18 protein-coding genes are annotated in these 16,785 nt (G+C 70.3%); 9 read left to right on the top strand and 9 right to left on the bottom strand.

Translation table 11 applies throughout. From position 1 onward, the window contains the following. Nucleotides 1-236 precede the first annotated feature (236 nt). A complete protein-coding gene (locus ACZ7L5_RS23395; RefSeq protein ID WP_471518590.1) occupies nucleotides 237-887 on the bottom strand; it encodes an HAD-IA family hydrolase in 651 nt (216 codons plus the stop codon). 135 nt (nucleotides 888-1,022) lie between these two features. Between ACZ7L5_RS23395 and ACZ7L5_RS23400 the strand changes: the two genes are divergently transcribed. Then, entirely contained in the window at nucleotides 1,023-1,382 is a 360-nt protein-coding gene (locus ACZ7L5_RS23400; protein WP_471518591.1) for a hypothetical protein, read from the top strand. Next, nucleotides 1,363-1,812 (top strand): hypothetical protein, encoded by a 450-nt coding sequence (locus tag ACZ7L5_RS23405; protein WP_471518592.1) that lies wholly within the window; start codon nucleotides 1,363-1,365, stop codon nucleotides 1,810-1,812. The genes ACZ7L5_RS23400 and ACZ7L5_RS23405 overlap by 20 nt, the downstream gene beginning before the upstream one ends. Nucleotides 1,813-1,846: 34 nt before the next feature. On the opposite strand, the gene ACZ7L5_RS23410 is transcribed toward ACZ7L5_RS23405, so the two are convergent. From ACZ7L5_RS23410 to ACZ7L5_RS23420, 3 genes are all read right to left on the bottom strand, one after another. Further along, nucleotides 1,847-2,344, bottom strand: coding sequence for a GNAT family N-acetyltransferase (locus ACZ7L5_RS23410; protein ID WP_471518844.1), 498 nt, complete (start codon nucleotides 2,342-2,344; stop codon nucleotides 1,847-1,849). A gap of 45 nt (nucleotides 2,345-2,389) precedes the next feature. Further along, nucleotides 2,390-2,899, bottom strand: a complete 510-nt coding sequence (locus ACZ7L5_RS23415; protein WP_471518593.1) for an RNA polymerase sigma factor — start codon at nucleotides 2,897-2,899, stop codon at nucleotides 2,390-2,392. A 74-nt stretch (nucleotides 2,900-2,973) separates the two neighbouring features. Beyond that, entirely contained in the window at nucleotides 2,974-4,143 is a 1,170-nt protein-coding gene (locus ACZ7L5_RS23420) for a glycerophosphodiester phosphodiesterase (RefSeq protein WP_471518594.1), read from the bottom strand. 374 nt (nucleotides 4,144-4,517) lie between these two features. On the opposite strand from ACZ7L5_RS23420, the gene ACZ7L5_RS23425 reads away from it, so the two are divergent. Then, entirely contained in the window at nucleotides 4,518-5,192 is a 675-nt protein-coding gene (locus tag ACZ7L5_RS23425) for a lysophospholipid acyltransferase family protein (protein ID WP_471518846.1), read from the top strand. 598 nt (nucleotides 5,193-5,790) lie between these two features. Here the strand turns inward: ACZ7L5_RS23425 and ACZ7L5_RS23430 are convergent. The 4 genes from ACZ7L5_RS23430 to argH all read right to left on the bottom strand — a co-directional run bounded on the left by ACZ7L5_RS23430 (nucleotide 5,791) and on the right by argH (nucleotide 10,525). Then, nucleotides 5,791-7,317, bottom strand: coding sequence for an MFS transporter (locus ACZ7L5_RS23430; RefSeq protein WP_471518595.1), 1,527 nt, complete (start codon nucleotides 7,315-7,317; stop codon nucleotides 5,791-5,793). After that, nucleotides 7,314-7,865, bottom strand: coding sequence for a TetR/AcrR family transcriptional regulator (locus ACZ7L5_RS23435; protein WP_362381121.1), 552 nt, complete (start codon nucleotides 7,863-7,865; stop codon nucleotides 7,314-7,316). Before ACZ7L5_RS23435 ends, ACZ7L5_RS23430 begins: the two co-directional genes overlap by 4 nt. Before the next feature lie 80 nt (nucleotides 7,866-7,945). After that, nucleotides 7,946-8,917 (bottom strand): aldo/keto reductase, encoded by a 972-nt coding sequence (locus tag ACZ7L5_RS23440; RefSeq protein ID WP_471518596.1) that lies wholly within the window; start codon nucleotides 8,915-8,917, stop codon nucleotides 7,946-7,948. 174 nt (nucleotides 8,918-9,091) lie between these two features. Then, on the bottom strand, nucleotides 9,092-10,525 hold the full coding sequence (gene argH / locus ACZ7L5_RS23445; RefSeq protein WP_391407518.1) for an argininosuccinate lyase: 1,434 nt from the start codon (nucleotides 10,523-10,525) through the stop codon (nucleotides 9,092-9,094). 264 nt (nucleotides 10,526-10,789) lie between these two features. Between argH and ACZ7L5_RS23450 the strand changes: the two genes are divergently transcribed. From ACZ7L5_RS23450 to ACZ7L5_RS23475, 6 genes are all read left to right on the top strand, one after another. Then, nucleotides 10,790-11,710: a hypothetical protein gene (locus tag ACZ7L5_RS23450; protein WP_471518597.1), complete on the top strand. Its 921-nt coding sequence runs from the start codon at nucleotides 10,790-10,792 to the stop codon at nucleotides 11,708-11,710. A 117-nt stretch (nucleotides 11,711-11,827) separates the two neighbouring features. After that, entirely contained in the window at nucleotides 11,828-12,415 is a 588-nt protein-coding gene (locus tag ACZ7L5_RS23455; protein ID WP_471518598.1) for a pyridoxamine 5'-phosphate oxidase family protein, read from the top strand. 3 nt (nucleotides 12,416-12,418) lie between these two features. Then, on the top strand, nucleotides 12,419-13,120 hold the full coding sequence (locus tag ACZ7L5_RS23460; protein WP_471518599.1) for a L,D-transpeptidase family protein: 702 nt from the start codon (nucleotides 12,419-12,421) through the stop codon (nucleotides 13,118-13,120). A 96-nt stretch (nucleotides 13,121-13,216) separates the two neighbouring features. Further along, nucleotides 13,217-14,599 carry a ferredoxin reductase family protein gene (locus ACZ7L5_RS23465; RefSeq protein ID WP_328882818.1) on the top strand — a complete coding sequence of 461 codons (1,383 nt, stop codon included), beginning with the start codon at nucleotides 13,217-13,219 and terminating at the stop codon, nucleotides 14,597-14,599. A gap of 45 nt (nucleotides 14,600-14,644) precedes the next feature. Beyond that, nucleotides 14,645-15,391: an FMN-binding protein gene (locus ACZ7L5_RS23470; protein WP_471518600.1), complete on the top strand. Its 747-nt coding sequence runs from the start codon at nucleotides 14,645-14,647 to the stop codon at nucleotides 15,389-15,391. Between the two features lie 55 nt (nucleotides 15,392-15,446). Then, the gene (locus ACZ7L5_RS23475; RefSeq protein ID WP_471518848.1) at nucleotides 15,447-16,187 is read left to right on the top strand and encodes an FAD:protein FMN transferase; all 741 of its coding nucleotides are present in this window, start codon (nucleotides 15,447-15,449) and stop codon (nucleotides 16,185-16,187) included. Nucleotides 16,188-16,226: 39 nt separating this feature from the next. On the opposite strand, the gene ACZ7L5_RS23480 is transcribed toward ACZ7L5_RS23475, so the two are convergent. Then, nucleotides 16,227-16,781 (bottom strand): arginine repressor, encoded by a 555-nt coding sequence (locus ACZ7L5_RS23480; RefSeq protein ID WP_328428916.1) that lies wholly within the window; start codon nucleotides 16,779-16,781, stop codon nucleotides 16,227-16,229. Between the last annotated feature and the right edge of the window lie 4 nt (nucleotides 16,782-16,785).

The raw sequence follows: 16,785 nt of genomic DNA on the forward strand, positions 1-16,785 counted from the left end.
CACGTACGTGGGGCGTACGGGCGGACATGAGCGGGCTCTCGCTTCGGGGCGCGAGGCTCAGATGGTGCAGGGGCCCTCTAGAAGGCGCACATTCGACACATACAACGAGCACCGGGCGCAAGGGTCGCCTCGGTCGCAAGGGTGCGGCAGCTCGTCGTGGTCATGCGATCAGTAAACCAGACGTACGGTCCTTACCAACCGCCGCTGTCCGCATACTGGACAGCGGCGGACACCTCTCAGGCGCGTACGGAGATCTCGACGCCGGCTTCGGTGACCAGGGCGGACAGGGCCGACAGGTTCTTCACCACGTAGTCGGCGTCGAGCTCGTGGGCCTGGTGGGTTGTGGTGAACGCCACGGTGGTCATTCCGGCGGCGCGACCGGCCGCCAGACCGGCGGGGGCGTCCTCGAAGACGACGCAGTGCGCGGGGTCCACGCCCAGCTGCCGGGCGGCGAGGAGGTAGGGCTCGGGGTCGGGCTTGCCGCGCGTGATGTCGTCGGCGGCGATCAGGGTCTTGGGCAGGATGCCGACGGCGTCGAGGCGGGCCTCGGCGAGGCGCCGGGTGGCGGAGGTGACGACGGCCCAGCGGTCGGCGGGCAGCGAATCGAGGAAGTCCTTGGTGCCGGGCAGCAGGTGCACCCCGCCGTTGGGCACGTCCTCCACCTCCAGCGTCTCGATCCGCGCGAGGGCCTCCGGCACGACGTCGGCGGGCAGCAGGTCGGCGGCTATCTCCACGGCCGGCCGGCCGTGCAACTCGATCCGCCCGAACGCCTCGGCCGTGATCCCGTACTCACCGGCCCACCGCGCCCAGCAGCGGTCCACGGAGTCGAGGGAGGAGACCAGGGTGCCGTCGTTGTCGAACAGGAGAGCGCGTGCGTGGATCGTCATGGTCTAGACCCTACGGGTCCGCCGGAGCGTGCCGGACACGGCCTCGGGCTTCGATTCAGTACGCGATCGTCGAGGTCGGGGGCGGGCGCCGGGGCCGGGCGCATCAGGCCTTTTGGCCCGTAATAGGCTCGCCACATGTTTGATGCCCTGACGCTGGTGACCGGGGTCGCCGCGCTGTCGCTCGCCGCGTGGTGCGGTTGGGCGGCGTACCGTGATCAGCCGACCAAGGACTGGCACTTCATCGGCATGGCCGTGGTGACGGTGCTGGCCCTGGTGCAGCTGGTGATCGGGATCGTGCTGCTGGCGCGGGGCGAGGAGCCGGAGCAGGGCACGACGATCTTCGTGGCGTATCTGCTGGGATCGCTCGCGTGCATTCCGGCCGCCGGGTTCATGTCGCTGGCCGAGCGGAGCAAGTGGGGTTCGGTGACGGTCGCCGCGGGCGGCGTGGTGCTGGCCGTGCTCGAGGTGCGACTGTATGACATCTGGGGAGGCTGAGGTGGCCGTGACACAGGAGAAGCCCGGCAGGGCACGGCTGATCAGCGGGCCCGGGATCGTGCTGGTGTGGCTGTACGGCGTGATGGTGGTCGGCGCCGTGTCGCGATCGGCGTACCAGATCGCGACCGAGTTCGACCGGGCGCCGCTCGCGTATTCGCTGTCGGCGGTGGCGGGCGTGGTGTACGGCTTCATCACGTACACGCTCGTACGCGGCGGCGAGACGGCCCGTAAGGCAGCGCGGATCTGCTGCGCGGCCGAACTGGTAGGCGTGCTGGTCGTAGGCACGTGGACCGTCGTCGAGCCGTCGGCGTTTCCCGATGCGACCGTGTGGTCCGACTTCGGCATGGGGTACTTGTTCATTCCCGTGCTTCTGCCTCTGTCCGCGCTCTATTGGCTGCGGAAGCGGGCGCCTCGCCAGGATGCCGCCTGAGGTTGTCAGGCGGCTGCCTGCCCGTCGTGACTGGTCACGCCGTGGTCGCGTACGCGCCTGCCGGCTTCTCCAGGACGACCATCGGAACGCCGTCGGCGCCCTTCGACGTGCCCACCGCCTCGTAGCCCACCTTGCGGTACAGGCGCAGGTTGCCCTCGCTGCGGTGGCCGGCCTCCAGGCGGAACCGCTTGGCGCCGCGCTGTTCGGTCAGGGCGGCTTCCGCGGCGCGCAGGAGGCGGGCGCCGATGCCGTGGCCCTGGAGGCGGGGGTGGACGCAGAGCTTGCCGATGGCCGCCGCGCCGTCCTCGGTGACGCTGCCGCGGACGGAGCCGACCACCTCCTCGCCGAGCCGTGCCACGAAGACACAGTCCGCGGCGACCTCCACCCGGACCGAGTCCAGTGTTTGGACGAGCGGGTCGATGCGGTAGTTGCCGTACAGCGCCGCCTCGCTCTGGAAGCACAGGTACTGCAGCCTGAAGATCTGCTCCGCGTCCTGCTCGGTCGCCGCCGAGATGGTCACGCTCATGCCCATGTGCGCACGCCTCCCGCTCACCTGATCACCTGTCGTCCCTCACTCCTATCCCCGCGCTCCGCGGGCCGCAACCTCCGGCGTGAGCATTCGACGCAGACATCCCAGGCATCTGGAACGTTCCGGGCCGAGACTGCCCTGTGAGATACCCAACTCCCCCGCGATTTCCCGGTATGTCAGGTCCTTCGGGGAGAGCAGGGCCTCGACGAGGCGGGGGCAGCGGCCGGGGAGGCGGCGCACCGCTTCGCGCAGGGCGCGGCGACGGGCGGCGGCGAGGGCCAGGTGTTGGGGGTCGTGACGCTCGGTGTCGGCGGCGGGCTCGCGCTCGTACGGCCGTTCATGGCGGGTCGTGCGGCGGCTTCGGCGGGCCTCGGAGCGGACCGCCCTGCGCAGCCAGGCCGGTGGGTCCGCGGGCGGGCCGTCGGAGTCGAGGCGTTCCAGGAGGCGGAGCCAGACCGCCTGTTCCAGGTCGCCCGGCTCCGTTCCGGCGGCGGGCGCCTCGGCTGAGGCCTCCGCGAGGAGCAGCGGGCGCAGGGCGGCAACCAGGTCGTCCGTCATATGCGGCACGACGCGGCCGCCCGGGCATGGGGTTGCCCGGGCGGCCGACAGTCACCCCAACCGGGGTGCGGGTCTCAGTCGTTGACGAAGTCCTCGCGGGCCAGCAGGCCCGTGTCGGGATTGTCGGTGAACACTCCGTCGATGCCGGTCGCGAAGTACGTCTTGTAGGCGCCGAAGACATCACCGTAGGCGTCCGCCTCGGTGCCCCTGCGGAAGCCGGCCGGCAGGAAGGGGTTCTCGTTGCGCATCGTGTAGGGGTGCAGGAGCAGCCCGACCTTGTGTGCGTCGGCGACCAGCGTCGTGGGCTGGGTGAGGTTGCCGTTCGCGTCCTTCGGGATGACCAGGTCCAGGGTGGGGCCGATGCCCTGGGCGTAGGAGGCGATCTCCCTGAGGCCGGCCGGCTTGACCAGGTCGGCGACCGTGCGCGGGTCGCCCGTCTCGACGAAGTCCCAGGGCCGGGTGGTCGCGCCGGAGAGCAGGACCACCAGCGGGTTGTCGACGAGCTTGTTCAGCCGCTGGATGCTGGTCGGCTCGAAGGACTGGAGGATGACGGGCGAGTTCCGCCGGTCCTTGCCGTGCTTGTGGAGCACCTTGGCGACCCGCTCCTCCAGGGCGAGGCCCTGCTTGCGGAAGTAGGTGGGGTGCTTGAGCTCGGGGTAGATCCAGACCTGCTTGCCGCGCTTGCGGCTCTGCTCGTCCTGCCACCGCAGGACCTCTTCGAAGGTGGGGATCTCCCAGCGGCCGTTGTACAGGGTGTTGTGCGGGCGGTTGGCCGGGATGCGCTCGGTCGCACGCAGCGTCTTCAGCTCGGCGAGCGTGAAGTCCTCGGTGAACCAGCCGGTGGTGGCCACGCCGTCGAGGGATTTGGTCTTCTTGCGGTCGGCGAACTCGGGATGGTCCGCGACATCGGTCGTGCCGCCGATCTCCGGCTCGTGCCGGCAGACGAGGTGGCCGTCCTTGGTGGGCACCAGGTCGCCGGCCTCGACGATGTCGGCGCCCATGTCCAGGGCCAGCTGGTAGGAGCCGAGGGTGTGCTCGGGCCGGTAGCCGCTGGCGCCGCGGTGTCCGATGATCGTCGGCTTGGGCAGGTTCTTCAGGCCGCCGCCCGAGCCGCCGTGCCGTGCCTCCGCCGCTCGCGCCGTACCGGACAGCCCGAGGACCGCTCCGCCCGCGCCGAGCACAGCTGCGCCGAGAAGCATCCGCCGTCCGGTGACGCCCGTCTGCTCGTTCTCCTGGGTTCCCATGTGGGCCCTCCTGACCGTCCGCCCATTTCAGTGCGGGGTGATCGTAGGTGCGTGTCCATGACGGATGGGAGACCTTCGGCGGAACTCGCGGGTGATGCTGAATGTCGTACCGGAATGGTGAGGTGACGGCCCGTCGGAATGAATGCCCAGGGCCGTCCGGGGAACGCGTCCGACAGGCCCTCGGGGCGATGTCCGTCACATCATGGCGAACGGGTTACGTGCCGTTCTCGACGCGCCACCGCAGGTAAACGTGCGTCAACAGTGCGTAAGGCGTAGGTGAAGTCGGCCCACCCGATGTGCGGGACCCGGGGAACCGCGAGTATCGTCCTCACCTGCACAGACTTATACCGAATCCCTTGACACCGGAGGGCCCGTTGTCCCGCTTCGCGCTCATCAAGGCAGTGCTCGGACCGATCATGCGCCTGATGTTCCGCCCACAAGTGGAGGGCGCGGAGCACATCCCGGGCGACGGTCCGGTCATCCTGGCCGGCAACCACCTCACGTTCATCGACTCGATGATCCTGCCGCTCGTCTGCGACCGGCAGGTCCTCTTCATCGGCAAGGACGAGTACGTCACCGGCAAGGGCCTCAAGGGCCGGCTGATGGCGTGGTTCTTCACCGGCGTCGGCATGATCCCCGTCGACCGTGACGGTGGCCGTGGTGGTGTGGCCGCGCTGATGACCGGGCGCCGGATCCTGGAGGAGGGCAGCGTCTTCGGGATCTACCCCGAGGGCACGCGGTCTCCCGACGGGCGGCTGTACCGGGGCCGCACCGGCATCGCACGCCTGACGCTCATGACCGGGGCGCCGGTCGTTCCGTTCGCGATGATCGGCACGGACAAGATCCAGCCGGGTGGGGCGGGGATGCCCCGGCCGCGGAAGGTCACGGTTCGCTTCGGCGAGGCGATGGAGTTCTCGCGGTACGAGGGGATGGACCGGGACCGGTACGTGCTGCGGGCGGTGACCGACTCCGTGATGGCGGAGGTCATGCGGCTGTCCGGGCAGGAGTACGTGGACATGTACGCGAGCAAGGCCAAAGAGGCGGCGTAGCTCCGCTGGTTCGGCGGGCCGGAGGTCGGGGGGCCGCGGACTGTCTGCGGGTGCGGGTCCGATACGGCTGGCCGCGCAGTTCCCCGCGCCCCCGAAGACACATCGACACCCGGCACCCCCGCGGCCCAGCGGCCCCAAAGCCCAGAGGCCCACGAACCATCCTCGGCTGCCGGCCCCATGCGGCTGGCCGCGCAGTTCCCCGCGCCCCCGAAGACACATCGACACCCGGCACCCCCGCGGCCCAGCGGCCCCAAAGCCCAGAGGCCCACGAACCATCCTCGGCTGCCGGCCCCATGCGGCTGGCCGCGCAGTTCCCCGCGCCCCCGAAGACACATCGACACCCGGCACCCCCGCGGCCCAGCGGCCCCGAAGCCCAGGTGGCCACGGACTGTTCTCGGCTGCGGGACCGATCTGGCTGGTCGCGCCCGCGCGGCGGAGCCGCCAATCAGGCGCAACCTCGCGCCCCTGAGGGGCGCGAGGAGCGGATCACTCAAGCGCCTCAGCCGCGTGAGGCGCGCCCGCGCGGCGCACATCGGACCCGCGCCCCTTCTCGACCCCGCACCCTGAGGGCGCGGGGAGGGCAGGCCGGTCAAGGACCTCAGGCCGCGTTGTCGAGCCGCTGGCCGCGCAGGAGGAACCACGCTGCCACCGCCGCCGCGAGCAGTACGGCCGCTCCGACGCCCGCCGCGAGGGCGAGACCGTCGACGAAGGAACTGCGAGCCGCGTCCAGCATCGCCTCGGAGGTCTGGGCCGGCATTCCCGCCGCGGCTTCCACCGCACCACCCAGTGACTCATGCGCCTCTGTCGGAGTGCCCGCCGGGCCCGTGAAGTCCCGGTAGACGCCGGTAACGATCGAGCCCAGCACCGCGATACCCAGAGCGGCACCCAGCTCGTACGCCGTCTCCGACACCGCCGACGCCGCTCCCGCCTGCTCCTTCGGCACGCTGGAGAGGATCACGTCCGACGTCACCGTGAAGGAGAAGCCCGCGCCAATGCCGACCACCAGCAGGGCGGCGCCCAGCAGGGGGTAGCCGGTCGAGCGGTCGATGACCGTGAGCACGGCCAGGGCGAGGCCGATGGCCGCGAGGCCGCCGGAGACGACGGCCCGTACCGAGTAGCGGCGGGCCACGCGACCGGCGATCAGGCCGGCCACGACCGCGCCGATCGCGGCGGGCAGCTCGGCGAGGCCCGCCTCGAACGGGCCCCTGCCCTGCACGAGTTGCAGGAACTGGGAGAGGAAGAACACCAGGCCGGACAGGCCGAGGATGGTCAGCAGGTCGGCCAGCACCGCGCCGCTGAAGCCGCGGTGACGGAACAGCCGCATGTCCAGCAGCGGGGTCGGCAGGGTGAGCTGGCGGCGTACGAAGCCGTACAGCGCGGCGGCACCCAGCAGGCCCGCGGCGACCATGACCCAGGTGAAGCCGACCGCGGCCGCCTCCTTGACGGCGTACACGACTCCGATCATGCCGACGAGGGACAGCACGACGCTGATCATGTCCCAGGGACCGGGGTTCGGGTTGCGGGACTCGGGGAGCAGCTTGATGCCGACGACGACGAGGACCGCCATCACGGGCAGGTTGATCAGGAAGACCGAGCCCCACCAGAAGTGTTCGAGCAGGAAGCCACCGACGATCGGGCCGACGGCCGTACCGGCGGAGGCGGTCGCGCCCCAGATGCCGATGGCGAGGCTGCGTTCGCGCGGGTCGTGGAAGAGGTTGCGGATCAGGGCGAGCGTGGCCGGCATCAGGGTGGCGCCCGCGACACCCAGCAGGGCCCGGGCGACGATCATCATCTCCGGGGTCGTCGCGTAGGCGTTGAGCACGGACACCGCGCCGAACGCGGTGGCACCGACGAGCAGGATCCGCTTGCGGCCTATTCGGTCGCCGAGGCTGCCCATCGACACCAGCAGACCGGCGATGACGAAGGAGTAGACGTCGCCTATCCACAGCAGCTGGGTGCCGGAGGGCTTCAGGTCCTCGCTGATGTAGGGGGTCGCGAGGCCGAGGACGGTCGCGTCGACGGCCACCAGCAGCACGGCGAGGACGAGGACGGACAGCGCGAGCCAACGGCCGGGGCGCTTGGTCACCGCCTCGGTCGTGGTCGCCGACTGCAGGGTGCTGGTCATGATTCCTCTCTTCTGAGCGCGCCGCCGAGCAACAGCTCGACGATCATGTGGTGGAAGTCGTTGGCCGCGACCTTGCCGCTCTGCACGACCCAGGCGCCGGAGGCGAGCAGCCCGAACAGAGCCTCGGTGAGCCAGGTGGGTGTGAGGTCGATCCGGAACTCGCCGTTGTCCTGTCCGCGCCGGAACAGCGCGGCGATCCGGGCGTCGATCCGGGACCAGCCCTCGTCCACCTCCTCGCCCTCGAAAAGCTGGTTCTCGGTGTAGAGGAAGGCGAGGAGGCCCGCGACGGGCTCGATCCCGCGGACGAGACGTCGTACGGCGTCACTCGCCGCCCCCTCGTCCAGCCGCGCAGAGTCCACCGCGGCCTCGCACTCCGCGATGCCGAGCGACTCCAGGGCCCGCACGAGCGCGTCCCGGCCGGCGAACTGCCGGTGCAGTGTGGCGCGGCTGATTCCGGCGGCCTTGGCGACCTCGTCCATGGTCGCGGTGGATTTGTGGGTCAGTAGCGCGGCGGCACTGCGGAGTACGTGGTCACGATCGACGGCCATGAGACAACCATAGCCCATGTGAGACATCATTGTCTCATTCAAGGCATGTGAAGCTCATGGCTGCCTGCTCGCAGGGGGTCTCAGTGCCAGGGCAGCTGCCCGCGCCGCTCCCAGTACGCGCCCGGCTCCTCCACCAGCGCGGCGAGCTTCTCCAACTGCCCCTCGTCGAGATCGACGGCGGCGGCATGCAGGTTGGACGCGAGCTGCACGGTCGTCGCGGCACCGGAGAGGACCACGCCGGCCCAGGGTCGGCGCAGGATGAGCGCGAGGGCGACGGCGTCACACCCGAGGGACGTCTCCTCGGCCACGGCCTTCAGAGCGTCCGGCGCAAACGGGTCAGCGAGCCGCCCGTTGGCCATGCCCTCCTTGACGATCACCGTGAGCCCGGCGTCGTGGGCCTCGGCGAGGGCGGGTTCGGCCGAGGTCTCCAGGGCGTTGTACGTCGACTGGACGGTACGGAAGAGGGGCTCGCCGTCGACCGTCACGGCGAGGGCGGCGCGGATCGCGTCGGCCTGGGCGGGGCCGCTGGTGGAGAAGCCGATGGTGAGGCCCTGGGCGGCGGCCTCGGCCAGCCTGGCGTGGAGGTCCTTGTCGGTGAGGGCGGGGCTGTCCGGGGTCACCGAGTGGATCTGGTAGAGGTCGAGCCGGTCGCCGAGCAGGTCGTCGGTCTCGGCGCGCTGACGTTCGTACGTCTGAAGGCCGTGGTCCTTGACCTCGTGCTTCTCGGCGTCGGTGGTCCAGTCGGCGGTGTAGGTGTAGCCCCATTTGCTGCCCACGACGATGTCGTCGAATGCGGGACGGGCCTTCAGCCAGTCGGCCAGGAACTCCTCGGAACGGCCGTAGGAGCGGGCCGCGTCGAAGTAGCGGACGCCCTGGGCGTAGGCGGCGTCGAGGAGTTCGTGGGTGCGGGTGCGCAGCGCTTCGGGGCCGCGGTGCTCTCCGAGGTCTTCGTCGCGGCCGAGGTTGATGTAGCCGGGGCGGCCGACGGCGGCGAGGCCCAGTCCGATGTGGCAGGTGGGGGTCGTCGCTGTGGCCAGTCGGGCAAAGGGCATCTCGGGCTCCGTTTGGTCGGGTCCGCTACGGCTTCCGACCAACGTAACCCGGGATGACCTTTGCCTCAGAGCTCGGTTCGTGGGGTGATTTTGCGGCTGCGGGCTCGTCGTGGCTTGTCGCGCCCGCGCGGCGGAGCCGCAAATCGATGCAGCCCACGCCCCCTCAGAGCGTTCCTACCGCTTGTCTTTGGCGGTCGCCCACTCGTGCTGGGCCGCCACGTCCTGCTTCACTTCGGCCAGCTGGATCGCCACCGCGCTCGGGGCGGTACCCCCACGGCCGTTCCTGGAAGCCAGAGCACCGGGTACGTTCAGCACCGAGCGCACCTCAGGCGTGAGGTGGGCGGAGATCTTCGCGAACTGTTCGTCCGTCAGGTCGGCCAGTTCCTTGTTCTCGGCCTCGGCCACCTTGACGCACTCGCCGGCGACCTCGTGGGCGACGCGGAAGGGGACGCCCTGCTTGACCAGCCACTCGGCGATGTCGGTGGCGAGGGAGAAGCCGGCCGGGGCCAGTTCCTCCATGCGCTCACGGTTGACGGTGAGGGTGGCCATCATGCCGGTGAAGGCGGGGAGCAGGACCTCCAGCTGGTCGCAGGAGTCGAAGACGGGCTCCTTGTCCTCCTGGAGGTCGCGGTTGTAGGCGAGGGGCAGGGCCTTGAGCGTGGCCAGCAGACCCGTCAGGTTGCCGATCAGGCGGCCGCTCTTGCCGCGCGCCAGCTCCGCGATGTCCGGGTTCTTCTTCTGCGGCATGATCGACGAGCCCGTGGAGAACGCGTCGTGCAGGGTCACGAAGGAGAACTCCTTCGTGTTCCAGATGATGATCTCCTCGGCGATCCGGGAGAGGTTCACGCCGATCATCGCGGTGATGAAGGCGAACTCGGCGACGAAGTCACGGGAGGCCGTGCCGTCGATGGAGTTGGCGGCGGACCCGTGCTCGAAGCCGAGGTCCTTCGCCACCGCCTCCGGGTCCAGGCCGAGGGATGATCCCGCAAGGGCGCCCGAGCCGTACGGCGAGACGGCCGTCCGCTCGTCCCACTGGCGCAGCCGCTCGGCGTCCCGGGACAGAGACTGGACGTGGGCCAGCACGTGGTGGGCGAAGAGCACCGGCTGGGCGTGCTGCAGGTGGGTGCGGCCGGGCATCGCCACGTCCGGGTGGGCCTCGGCGAGGCCGATCAGGGCGTCCTGGAGGTCGGCGATCAGGCCGCCGACGATGCGGGCGTGGTCGCGCAGGTACATCCGGAACAACGTCGCCACCTGGTCGTTCCTCGACCGACCGGCCCGCAGCTTGCCGCCGAGGTCCGGGCCGAGGCGCTCCAGCAGCCCGCGCTCCAGGGCTGTGTGGACGTCCTCGTCGGCGATCGTGCCCACGAAGGAGCCGTCGGCGACGTCCGCCTCCAGCTGGTCCAGCCCGGCGATCATCCGGGTCAGCTCGTCCTGCGTGAGCAGCCCCGCCTTGTGCAGCACGCGCGCGTGGGCACGCGAGCCGGCGATGTCGTACGGCGCAAGCCGCCAGTCGAAGTGGACGGATGCGGACAGCTTGGCCAGTGCCTCGGCGGGACCGTCGGCGAAACGGCCGCCCCAGAGCCGGACGTCACCGCTGTTGCTGCTCACTTGCGTTGCTCCTAGGGAGGGTTGGTCGGCGTTGCGCCGGTCGACGTCAGGCTATGCCCGCGACGGACGCTGAGCGGGAATGCTCGACGACAGGCTGTTGCATGAGTATGCAGAGCTCTGCATGATTCGTCAATCCCGGTCGGCATGGGCGGAAATTTTGAGCTCCCTTTGAACGCGAGAAACCGCTTACCCGTACCTCTCGCCGAACGCAGGCGCCGCGTTTGTAAAGAAGAAGACACCCCCGAACCCGAGTGAGGCATCCGCATGTCCAGGGCTCTTCCGAAGTACAACAAGCGTCGCGTCGCGTTCGTCGGCGGCGCCGCCGCGGTGGCGCTGTCCGGCACGGTGATCGCCGGTTTCGCCCTGGCCGGGGAGACGCCATCGTCCTCGAAGAGCGCCGGCACGAACGCCCGGACGCTGGCCGGCCCCGGCACCATCTCGTGCCCGGACGTGACCGGCGAGCTGCCCGCGATCCCGGCCTCCGCGCAGGCCGAGGTCGACCGCAACCTCGCCCAGCTCCAGACCCAGATCCAGGAAGCCAACCAACGCCTCGTCGACACCGTCGGCCAAGGCGGCCCCAACTTCGTACAGAACGCCATCCTCGGCCCCCTGGAGGACAAGCGCGTCGCCGCCCTCAACCGCATCGAAACCTCCATCGGCCGCGCAGCCGCAAAGCCGGAAGGACTGGAGGCGTTCGCCGCCTGCACGCTCAACGCCGAGGGCGGTGCGGGCGCGGGCGAAGAGGCCGGTGCGGAAGCGGGAGCCGGTGCGGGCGCGGAGGACGGTGCCGGTGCCGGTGACGAGGCCGCGGCCACCCCGGGCGACGGGGCCGGCGAGGAGGCCGGCGGCGCGGCGGGTGAGGACGCCGCGGGCGAGGCGGGGAACGCCGGCGTCGACGCGATCAGCTGCCCGGACGTGACCGGCGAGCTGCCCGCGATCCCGGCCTCCGCGCAGGCCGAGGTCGACCGCAACCTCGCCCAGCTCCAGACCCAGATCCAGGAAGCCAACCAACGCCTCGTCGACACCGTCGGCCAAGGCGGCCCCAACTTCGTACAGAACGCCATCCTCGGCCCCCTGGAGGACAAGCGCGTCGCCGCCCTCAACCGCATCGAAACCTCCATCGGCCGCGCAGCCGCAAAGCCGGAAGGACTGGAGGCATTCGCCGCCTGCACGCTCACCCAGTGACGTGACAGGCAGCCATGGCCGCCCCGTTGGCACGCCGGCCGGGGCGGCCATGGCGACTCCACATGGACCACGCCATTCCTTAGACAGGCGAACGATCCGCGTCCATACTCGGTTGACGTGGGAAAAACTTACGCACGCATAGACGGCAGGCTGCGGACCTTCATCGAGGAGCAGCCCCTCTTCTTCACCGCGACCGCTCCCCTGTCCGGCGACGGCACGGTCAACCTCTCCCCCAAGGGCCTCAAGGGTTCCTTCGCGATCCTCGACGAACTGACCGTCGCCTACCTCGACTTCGCCGGCTCCAACGCCGAGACCGTCGCGCATCTGCGGGAGAACGGCAGGATCACCCTGATGTGGTGCGCCTTCCAGGGCCCGCCTAACATCGTCCGCGTCCACGGCCGCGGTGACGCCGTCTTCCGCGACGACCCGCGGTTCAAGGAGCTGCTCGGCCACTTTCCCGACATCGACCCGTCCCTGCACGGGCTGCGCGCGATCATCGTGGTCCGGGCCGACGTCATCCGCGACTCCTGCGGGTACGCGGTGCCCCTGATGACGTACGACGAGGACCGCGACCTGCACGGCAAGCGGTTCGGGCGCGAGGACGACGACTCGCTGAGCGCGTACTTCAGCAAGAAGGAGCACATCGCGACCAGCCTGGATGGCCTACCCGGGCTGCCGTTGCCGCTCCCGCCCTCTAGCGTCTGAGCCATGCGCCCCGGTGTTCTGGCCCTCGCGTCCGCGTCCCTCCTCGTGCTCGGCGCCGCACCCGGTGCCGGAACGCCGAAGCCGCTGCCCGCACGCATGGCCGACACCGGGGGCGGCACCCAGCTGATCACCGCTGTGGCGCCGGGGAAGGGCTCGACGTCGGGCACGGTCACCTGGTGGGACCGGGTCGGCGGGACATGGGTGAAGGCCGGTTCGGCGCCGGCCCGTTTCGGGGCGAAAGGCCTCGTCGAGGGAACCCGGCGCAAGCAGGGCACGAACACGACACCGACCGGGCTGTACGGGCTGCCGTACGCCTTCGGCATCAAGGCGGCGCCGCTCGGTACTGCCTACAAGTACCGGCGTGTGCACCAGGACTCCTGGTGGTGCCAGGACAACGACTCCCGCGCCTACAACCGCTGGAGCGAGCCGCTGGCACGGGACTGCCGTGCCGCCGAGTCCGAGCACCTGGTCTCCTACGGAGCGCTGTACGCCCACGCGCTCGTCATCGCCTTCAACTACGAGCGCCCCGTGAAGGGCCGCGGCGCCGGCATCTTCCTCCATGTGAAGGGGCGTACGGCGACGGCCGGTTGTGTGTCGGTGTCCGAGGCGGCGATGAAGCGAATCCTCAAGTGGGCCGATCCGGGACGGAAGCCGCACATCGCGATCGGAACGACGGGCGGGGCCACGGCGATCACCCGTTACTGAGAAAGCACCACTGAACACACTGACCTCCCCGCACGTACCTCTGGGCCAAGGGACCACGCCCATCACCACCCCCTTGCTCCCGTCCCCGGAGGAACCGTGACCACCACGCTCGCAGGCGGCCGTGCCGCTCGCCGCCAGACGATGCGCCGCATCCGCCCGCGCCGCTCCCCGGCCGTTCCGCTGGTGATCGCCCTATGGGCGGGCGCGGCGGCGGTGCTGTGGTTGTGGTGGGACAACACGCCGTCACTCGCGGACAACACGGCCAAGATCATCGCTGCGGGCCGGATCACCGGCCTGCTCGCCGGCTACCTGATGGCGCTCGTGGTGCTCCAGATGGCCCGGGTGCCCGCGCTGGAGCGACGGGTGGGCTCGGACCGGGTCGCGCGCTGGCACGCGATGAGCGGGCGGTACACGATCTGCCTGGTCATCGCGCATGTCTTCCTCATCATGTGGGGTTACGCGCTCCAGGCCGGCAAGACGCTCGGCGACGTCGTCCAGCAGACGATCGACTCGGTCAACACGCTGCCGGACATGGGCAAGGCCGCCATCGGCACGGGGCTGCTGTTCTTCATCGCCTTCATCTCGATCGGGGGCATCCGCCGCCGCATCCCGTACGACACCTGGTACCACGTGCACCTGCTGACGTACGCGGCCGTGTACCTGACGTTCTGGCACCAGATCTCCACCGGCAACGAGTTCGCCGTCGAGCCCGCCGCGAAGACCTTCTGGTACGGGCTGTACGGCGTCGTCACCGCGCTGGTGGTCTGGTACCGGATCCTCACGCCGATCCGCCTCAACCTGCGGCACCGGATGTATGTCGAGGCGGTCATCGAGGAGACGCCGGGCATCGTGTCCGTGCTGATCGGCGGGCGCAAGCTGCACCGGATCGGGGCGGAGGCCGGACAGTTCTTCCGGTGGCGGTTCAAGGCGCCGGGCATGCGCTTCAGCTCCCACCCGTACTCGCTGTCCGCGGCGCCCCGCCCCGACATGCTGCGGATCACGGTCAAGGCGATCGGCGACCACACCTCGCGGCTGCGCGACCTGAAGCCCGGCACCAAGGTGTGGGCCGAGGGACCCTACGGCGCGCTGACCGCCCAGCGGCGCAGCCGCGGCAAGGTGCTGCTGGTCGCCGGCGGGGTCGGCATCACGCCGATGCGAGCCCTGTTCGAGACGCTGCCGGGCGCGTCCGGCGACATCACCCTGCTCTACCGGGCCAACAGCACCCAGGACCTGGCGCTGTGGGACGAGCTGTCCAAGATCGCCGACGAGCGCGGTGCCCGGCTGATGTACGCGGTCAACAGCCCGGACGGGGAGCGGCCCGACATCTCGGCGGAGCGGTTGCAGCAGAAGCTGCCCGACATCGACAAGCACGACGTGTTCATGTGCGGGCCGGCCGGCTTCGCGCAGTCCGTCTACGAGGCACTTCGCGGCGCGGGTGTGCCCGCCCGCCGCATCCATCACGAGTCGTTCGAGATGTGAGCGACGGGACTTCGAGACTTCAAGACTTCAGGAGCTGTAGAAGCCATGAGGAAGAGTCACCCGATCCGCCGCGTTGTGCTGGCAGGTGCCGCCACCGTGTCCGGGATCGTGCTGCTGCTGTCGCTGAAGCCGGCGACCGACCCGGGCTCCGCGCAGGCGGCGGGTGTCGGCGCACCGCCGGCGGCCTCGGCCCAGGGCGGCGCCCAGGCGGCGTCCGGCACGGTCACCGGTGACGCGTCGCAGACCCAGTACGGCGCCGTGCAGGTGCGGCTGACCGTGGCCAACGGAAAGATCACCAAGGCCGAGGCGGTCCAGGCACCCAAGGGCGGCCAGAGCGACAAGATCACCGCGAACGCCGTACCCAAACTCAACCAGGCGGTGGTCACCGCCCAGAGCGCGAACGTCGACGCCGTGTCCGGGGCGACGTACACCAGCAACGGCTACAAGAAGTCCGTCCAGTCGGCGATCGACAAGGCGAACGCGAGCGCCGGCTCCCAGGGCTCGGGCGGCTCCGCCCAGGCCGCCACCGTCACCGGCGACGCCGTCCAGACCCAGTACGGCGCGGTCCAGGTCCGTGTCACCGTGGCCGGCGGAAAGATCACCAAGGCCGAGGCCGTCCAGGCACCCAAGGGCGGCCAGAGCGACAAGATCACCGCCAACGCCGTACCCAAACTCAACCAGGCCGCCGTAGCCACCGGAACCGCCGACATCGACGCCGTCTCCGGAGCCACCTACACCAGCAACGGCTACAAGGAATCCCTCCAGTCCGCACTGGACCAGGCCGGTGGCTGACACGGTGGCGGAACCGGCAGAGGCTCCCGCCGCGGTGCGTCATGCGGAGGAGGTCATGGGGACGGTCTTCTCCTTCGACGTCCGCGGCGGGGACCCCGGTGCTGTGCAGGCGGCGCTGGGAGAGGCGGTGGCGGGGCTGCACCGGGTCGACGAGGTGTTCAGCACCTACCGCGACGACAGCCAGATCTCCCGGCTGGCGCGCGGTGAGCTGACCGTCGAGGAGTGCGATCCGGAGGTCGCCGAGGTGCTGGAGCTGGGCGCCGAGGCGGAGCGGCTCAGCGAGGGCTGGTTCAGCACGAGGTACGAGGGCCGCCTCGACCCGACCGGCATCGTCAAGGGCTGGTCCGCCGAGCGCGCGGCCCGCCGTCTCGCGGACGTTCCCGGTGTGACCGGCGTCAGCCTCAACGGCGGCGGCGACGTCCAGCTGTTGGGCGTGCCGGGCCCCCAGCGCCCCTGGCGCGTGGGCGTCTCCGACCCCCTGCGCCCCGGCGGCCTCGCGGCAGTCATCTCGGCCGCCGGCGCGTCCGAAGTGGCGGTCGCCACCTCCGGCACGGCAGAACGGGGCGACCACATCGTCGACCCCCGCACGGGCCGCTCAGCGGTGACGGACCTGGTGGCGGTGACGGTGGTGGCACCCAGTCTGACCTGGGCGGACTGTTGGGCGACGGCGGCTTTCGCGATGGGTTGGCGGCAGGGCCTGCGCTGGCTGGAGTCGCTGCCCGACGTGGAGGCCCTGCTGATCACGGCAGGCGACGAGGTGAGATGCACAGGCGGCCTGGCATCTCGACTCGGGTAAGTCGAGATGCCAGGGGGCGTGTGGAACCCACCGCCCCGCTCAGTGGCCGTTCTGAGCCAGCCTCAACAAGTGATCGGCCAGGGCCTGACCCCCCGTGGGGTTCCGGCTGATCAGCAGCAACGTATCGTCACCGGCAATCGTCCCCAGGATGTCCTGCAGCTCGGCCTGATCGATGGCCGAGGCCAGAAATTGCGCGGCTCCCGGAGGGGTGCGCAGGACCACGAGATTCGCAGAGGCCTCCGCGGAGATGAGCAGCTCCTGCGACAACCGCCGCATCCGCTCCTCCTTCGCCGACTCCCCGAGCGGCGCCCGAGGAGTACGGAAGCCGCCCTCACTCGGCACCGCGTAGATCAGGTCACCGTCGTTGTTGCGGATCTTCACCGCGTTGAGCTCGTCCAGATCCCGGGAGAGCGTCGCCTGAGTGACGCTCAGCCCGTCGTCCGACAGCAGCTTCGCCAGCTGACTCTGCGAGCGCACGGGCTGCCGGTTGAGGATGTCCACGATCCGGCGGTGGCGTGCGGTGCGGGTCTGCGGCACGGCGGGCCCGACGGCCCCGTTCGCCTCGTTGTGCCCGTGGTCCTGCGCCTGACTCATCGTC

The sequence above is a fragment of the Streptomyces sp. NPDC107528 genome (genome assembly GCF_055639295.1).

Bases quoted from the DNA above. Each gene is read 5' to 3' on its own strand.
- ACZ7L5_RS23395 (WP_471518590.1), bottom strand. From the start codon at position 887: ATGACGATCCACGCACGCGCTCTCCTGTTCGACAACGACGGCACCCTG.
- ACZ7L5_RS23400 (WP_471518591.1), top strand. From the start codon at position 1,023: ATGTTTGATGCCCTGACGCTGGTGACCGGGGTCGCCGCGCTGTCGCTC.
- ACZ7L5_RS23405 (WP_471518592.1), top strand. From the start codon at position 1,363: ATGACATCTGGGGAGGCTGAGGTGGCCGTGACACAGGAGAAGCCCGGC.
- ACZ7L5_RS23410 (WP_471518844.1), bottom strand. From the start codon at position 2,344: ATGGGCATGAGCGTGACCATCTCGGCGGCGACCGAGCAGGACGCGGAG.
- ACZ7L5_RS23415 (WP_471518593.1), bottom strand. From the start codon at position 2,899: ATGACGGACGACCTGGTTGCCGCCCTGCGCCCGCTGCTCCTCGCGGAG.
- ACZ7L5_RS23420 (WP_471518594.1), bottom strand. From the start codon at position 4,143: ATGGGAACCCAGGAGAACGAGCAGACGGGCGTCACCGGACGGCGGATG.
- ACZ7L5_RS23430 (WP_471518595.1), bottom strand. From the start codon at position 7,317: ATGACCAGCACCCTGCAGTCGGCGACCACGACCGAGGCGGTGACCAAG.
- ACZ7L5_RS23435 (WP_362381121.1), bottom strand. From the start codon at position 7,865: ATGGCCGTCGATCGTGACCACGTACTCCGCAGTGCCGCCGCGCTACTG.
- ACZ7L5_RS23440 (WP_471518596.1), bottom strand. From the start codon at position 8,917: ATGCCCTTTGCCCGACTGGCCACAGCGACGACCCCCACCTGCCACATC.
- ACZ7L5_RS23450 (WP_471518597.1), top strand. From the start codon at position 10,790: ATGTCCAGGGCTCTTCCGAAGTACAACAAGCGTCGCGTCGCGTTCGTC.
- ACZ7L5_RS23460 (WP_471518599.1), top strand. From the start codon at position 12,419: ATGCGCCCCGGTGTTCTGGCCCTCGCGTCCGCGTCCCTCCTCGTGCTC.
- ACZ7L5_RS23470 (WP_471518600.1), top strand. From the start codon at position 14,645: ATGAGGAAGAGTCACCCGATCCGCCGCGTTGTGCTGGCAGGTGCCGCC.
- ACZ7L5_RS23475 (WP_471518848.1), top strand. From the start codon at position 15,447: ATGGGGACGGTCTTCTCCTTCGACGTCCGCGGCGGGGACCCCGGTGCT.
- ACZ7L5_RS23480 (WP_328428916.1), bottom strand. From the start codon at position 16,781: ATGAGTCAGGCGCAGGACCACGGGCACAACGAGGCGAACGGGGCCGTC.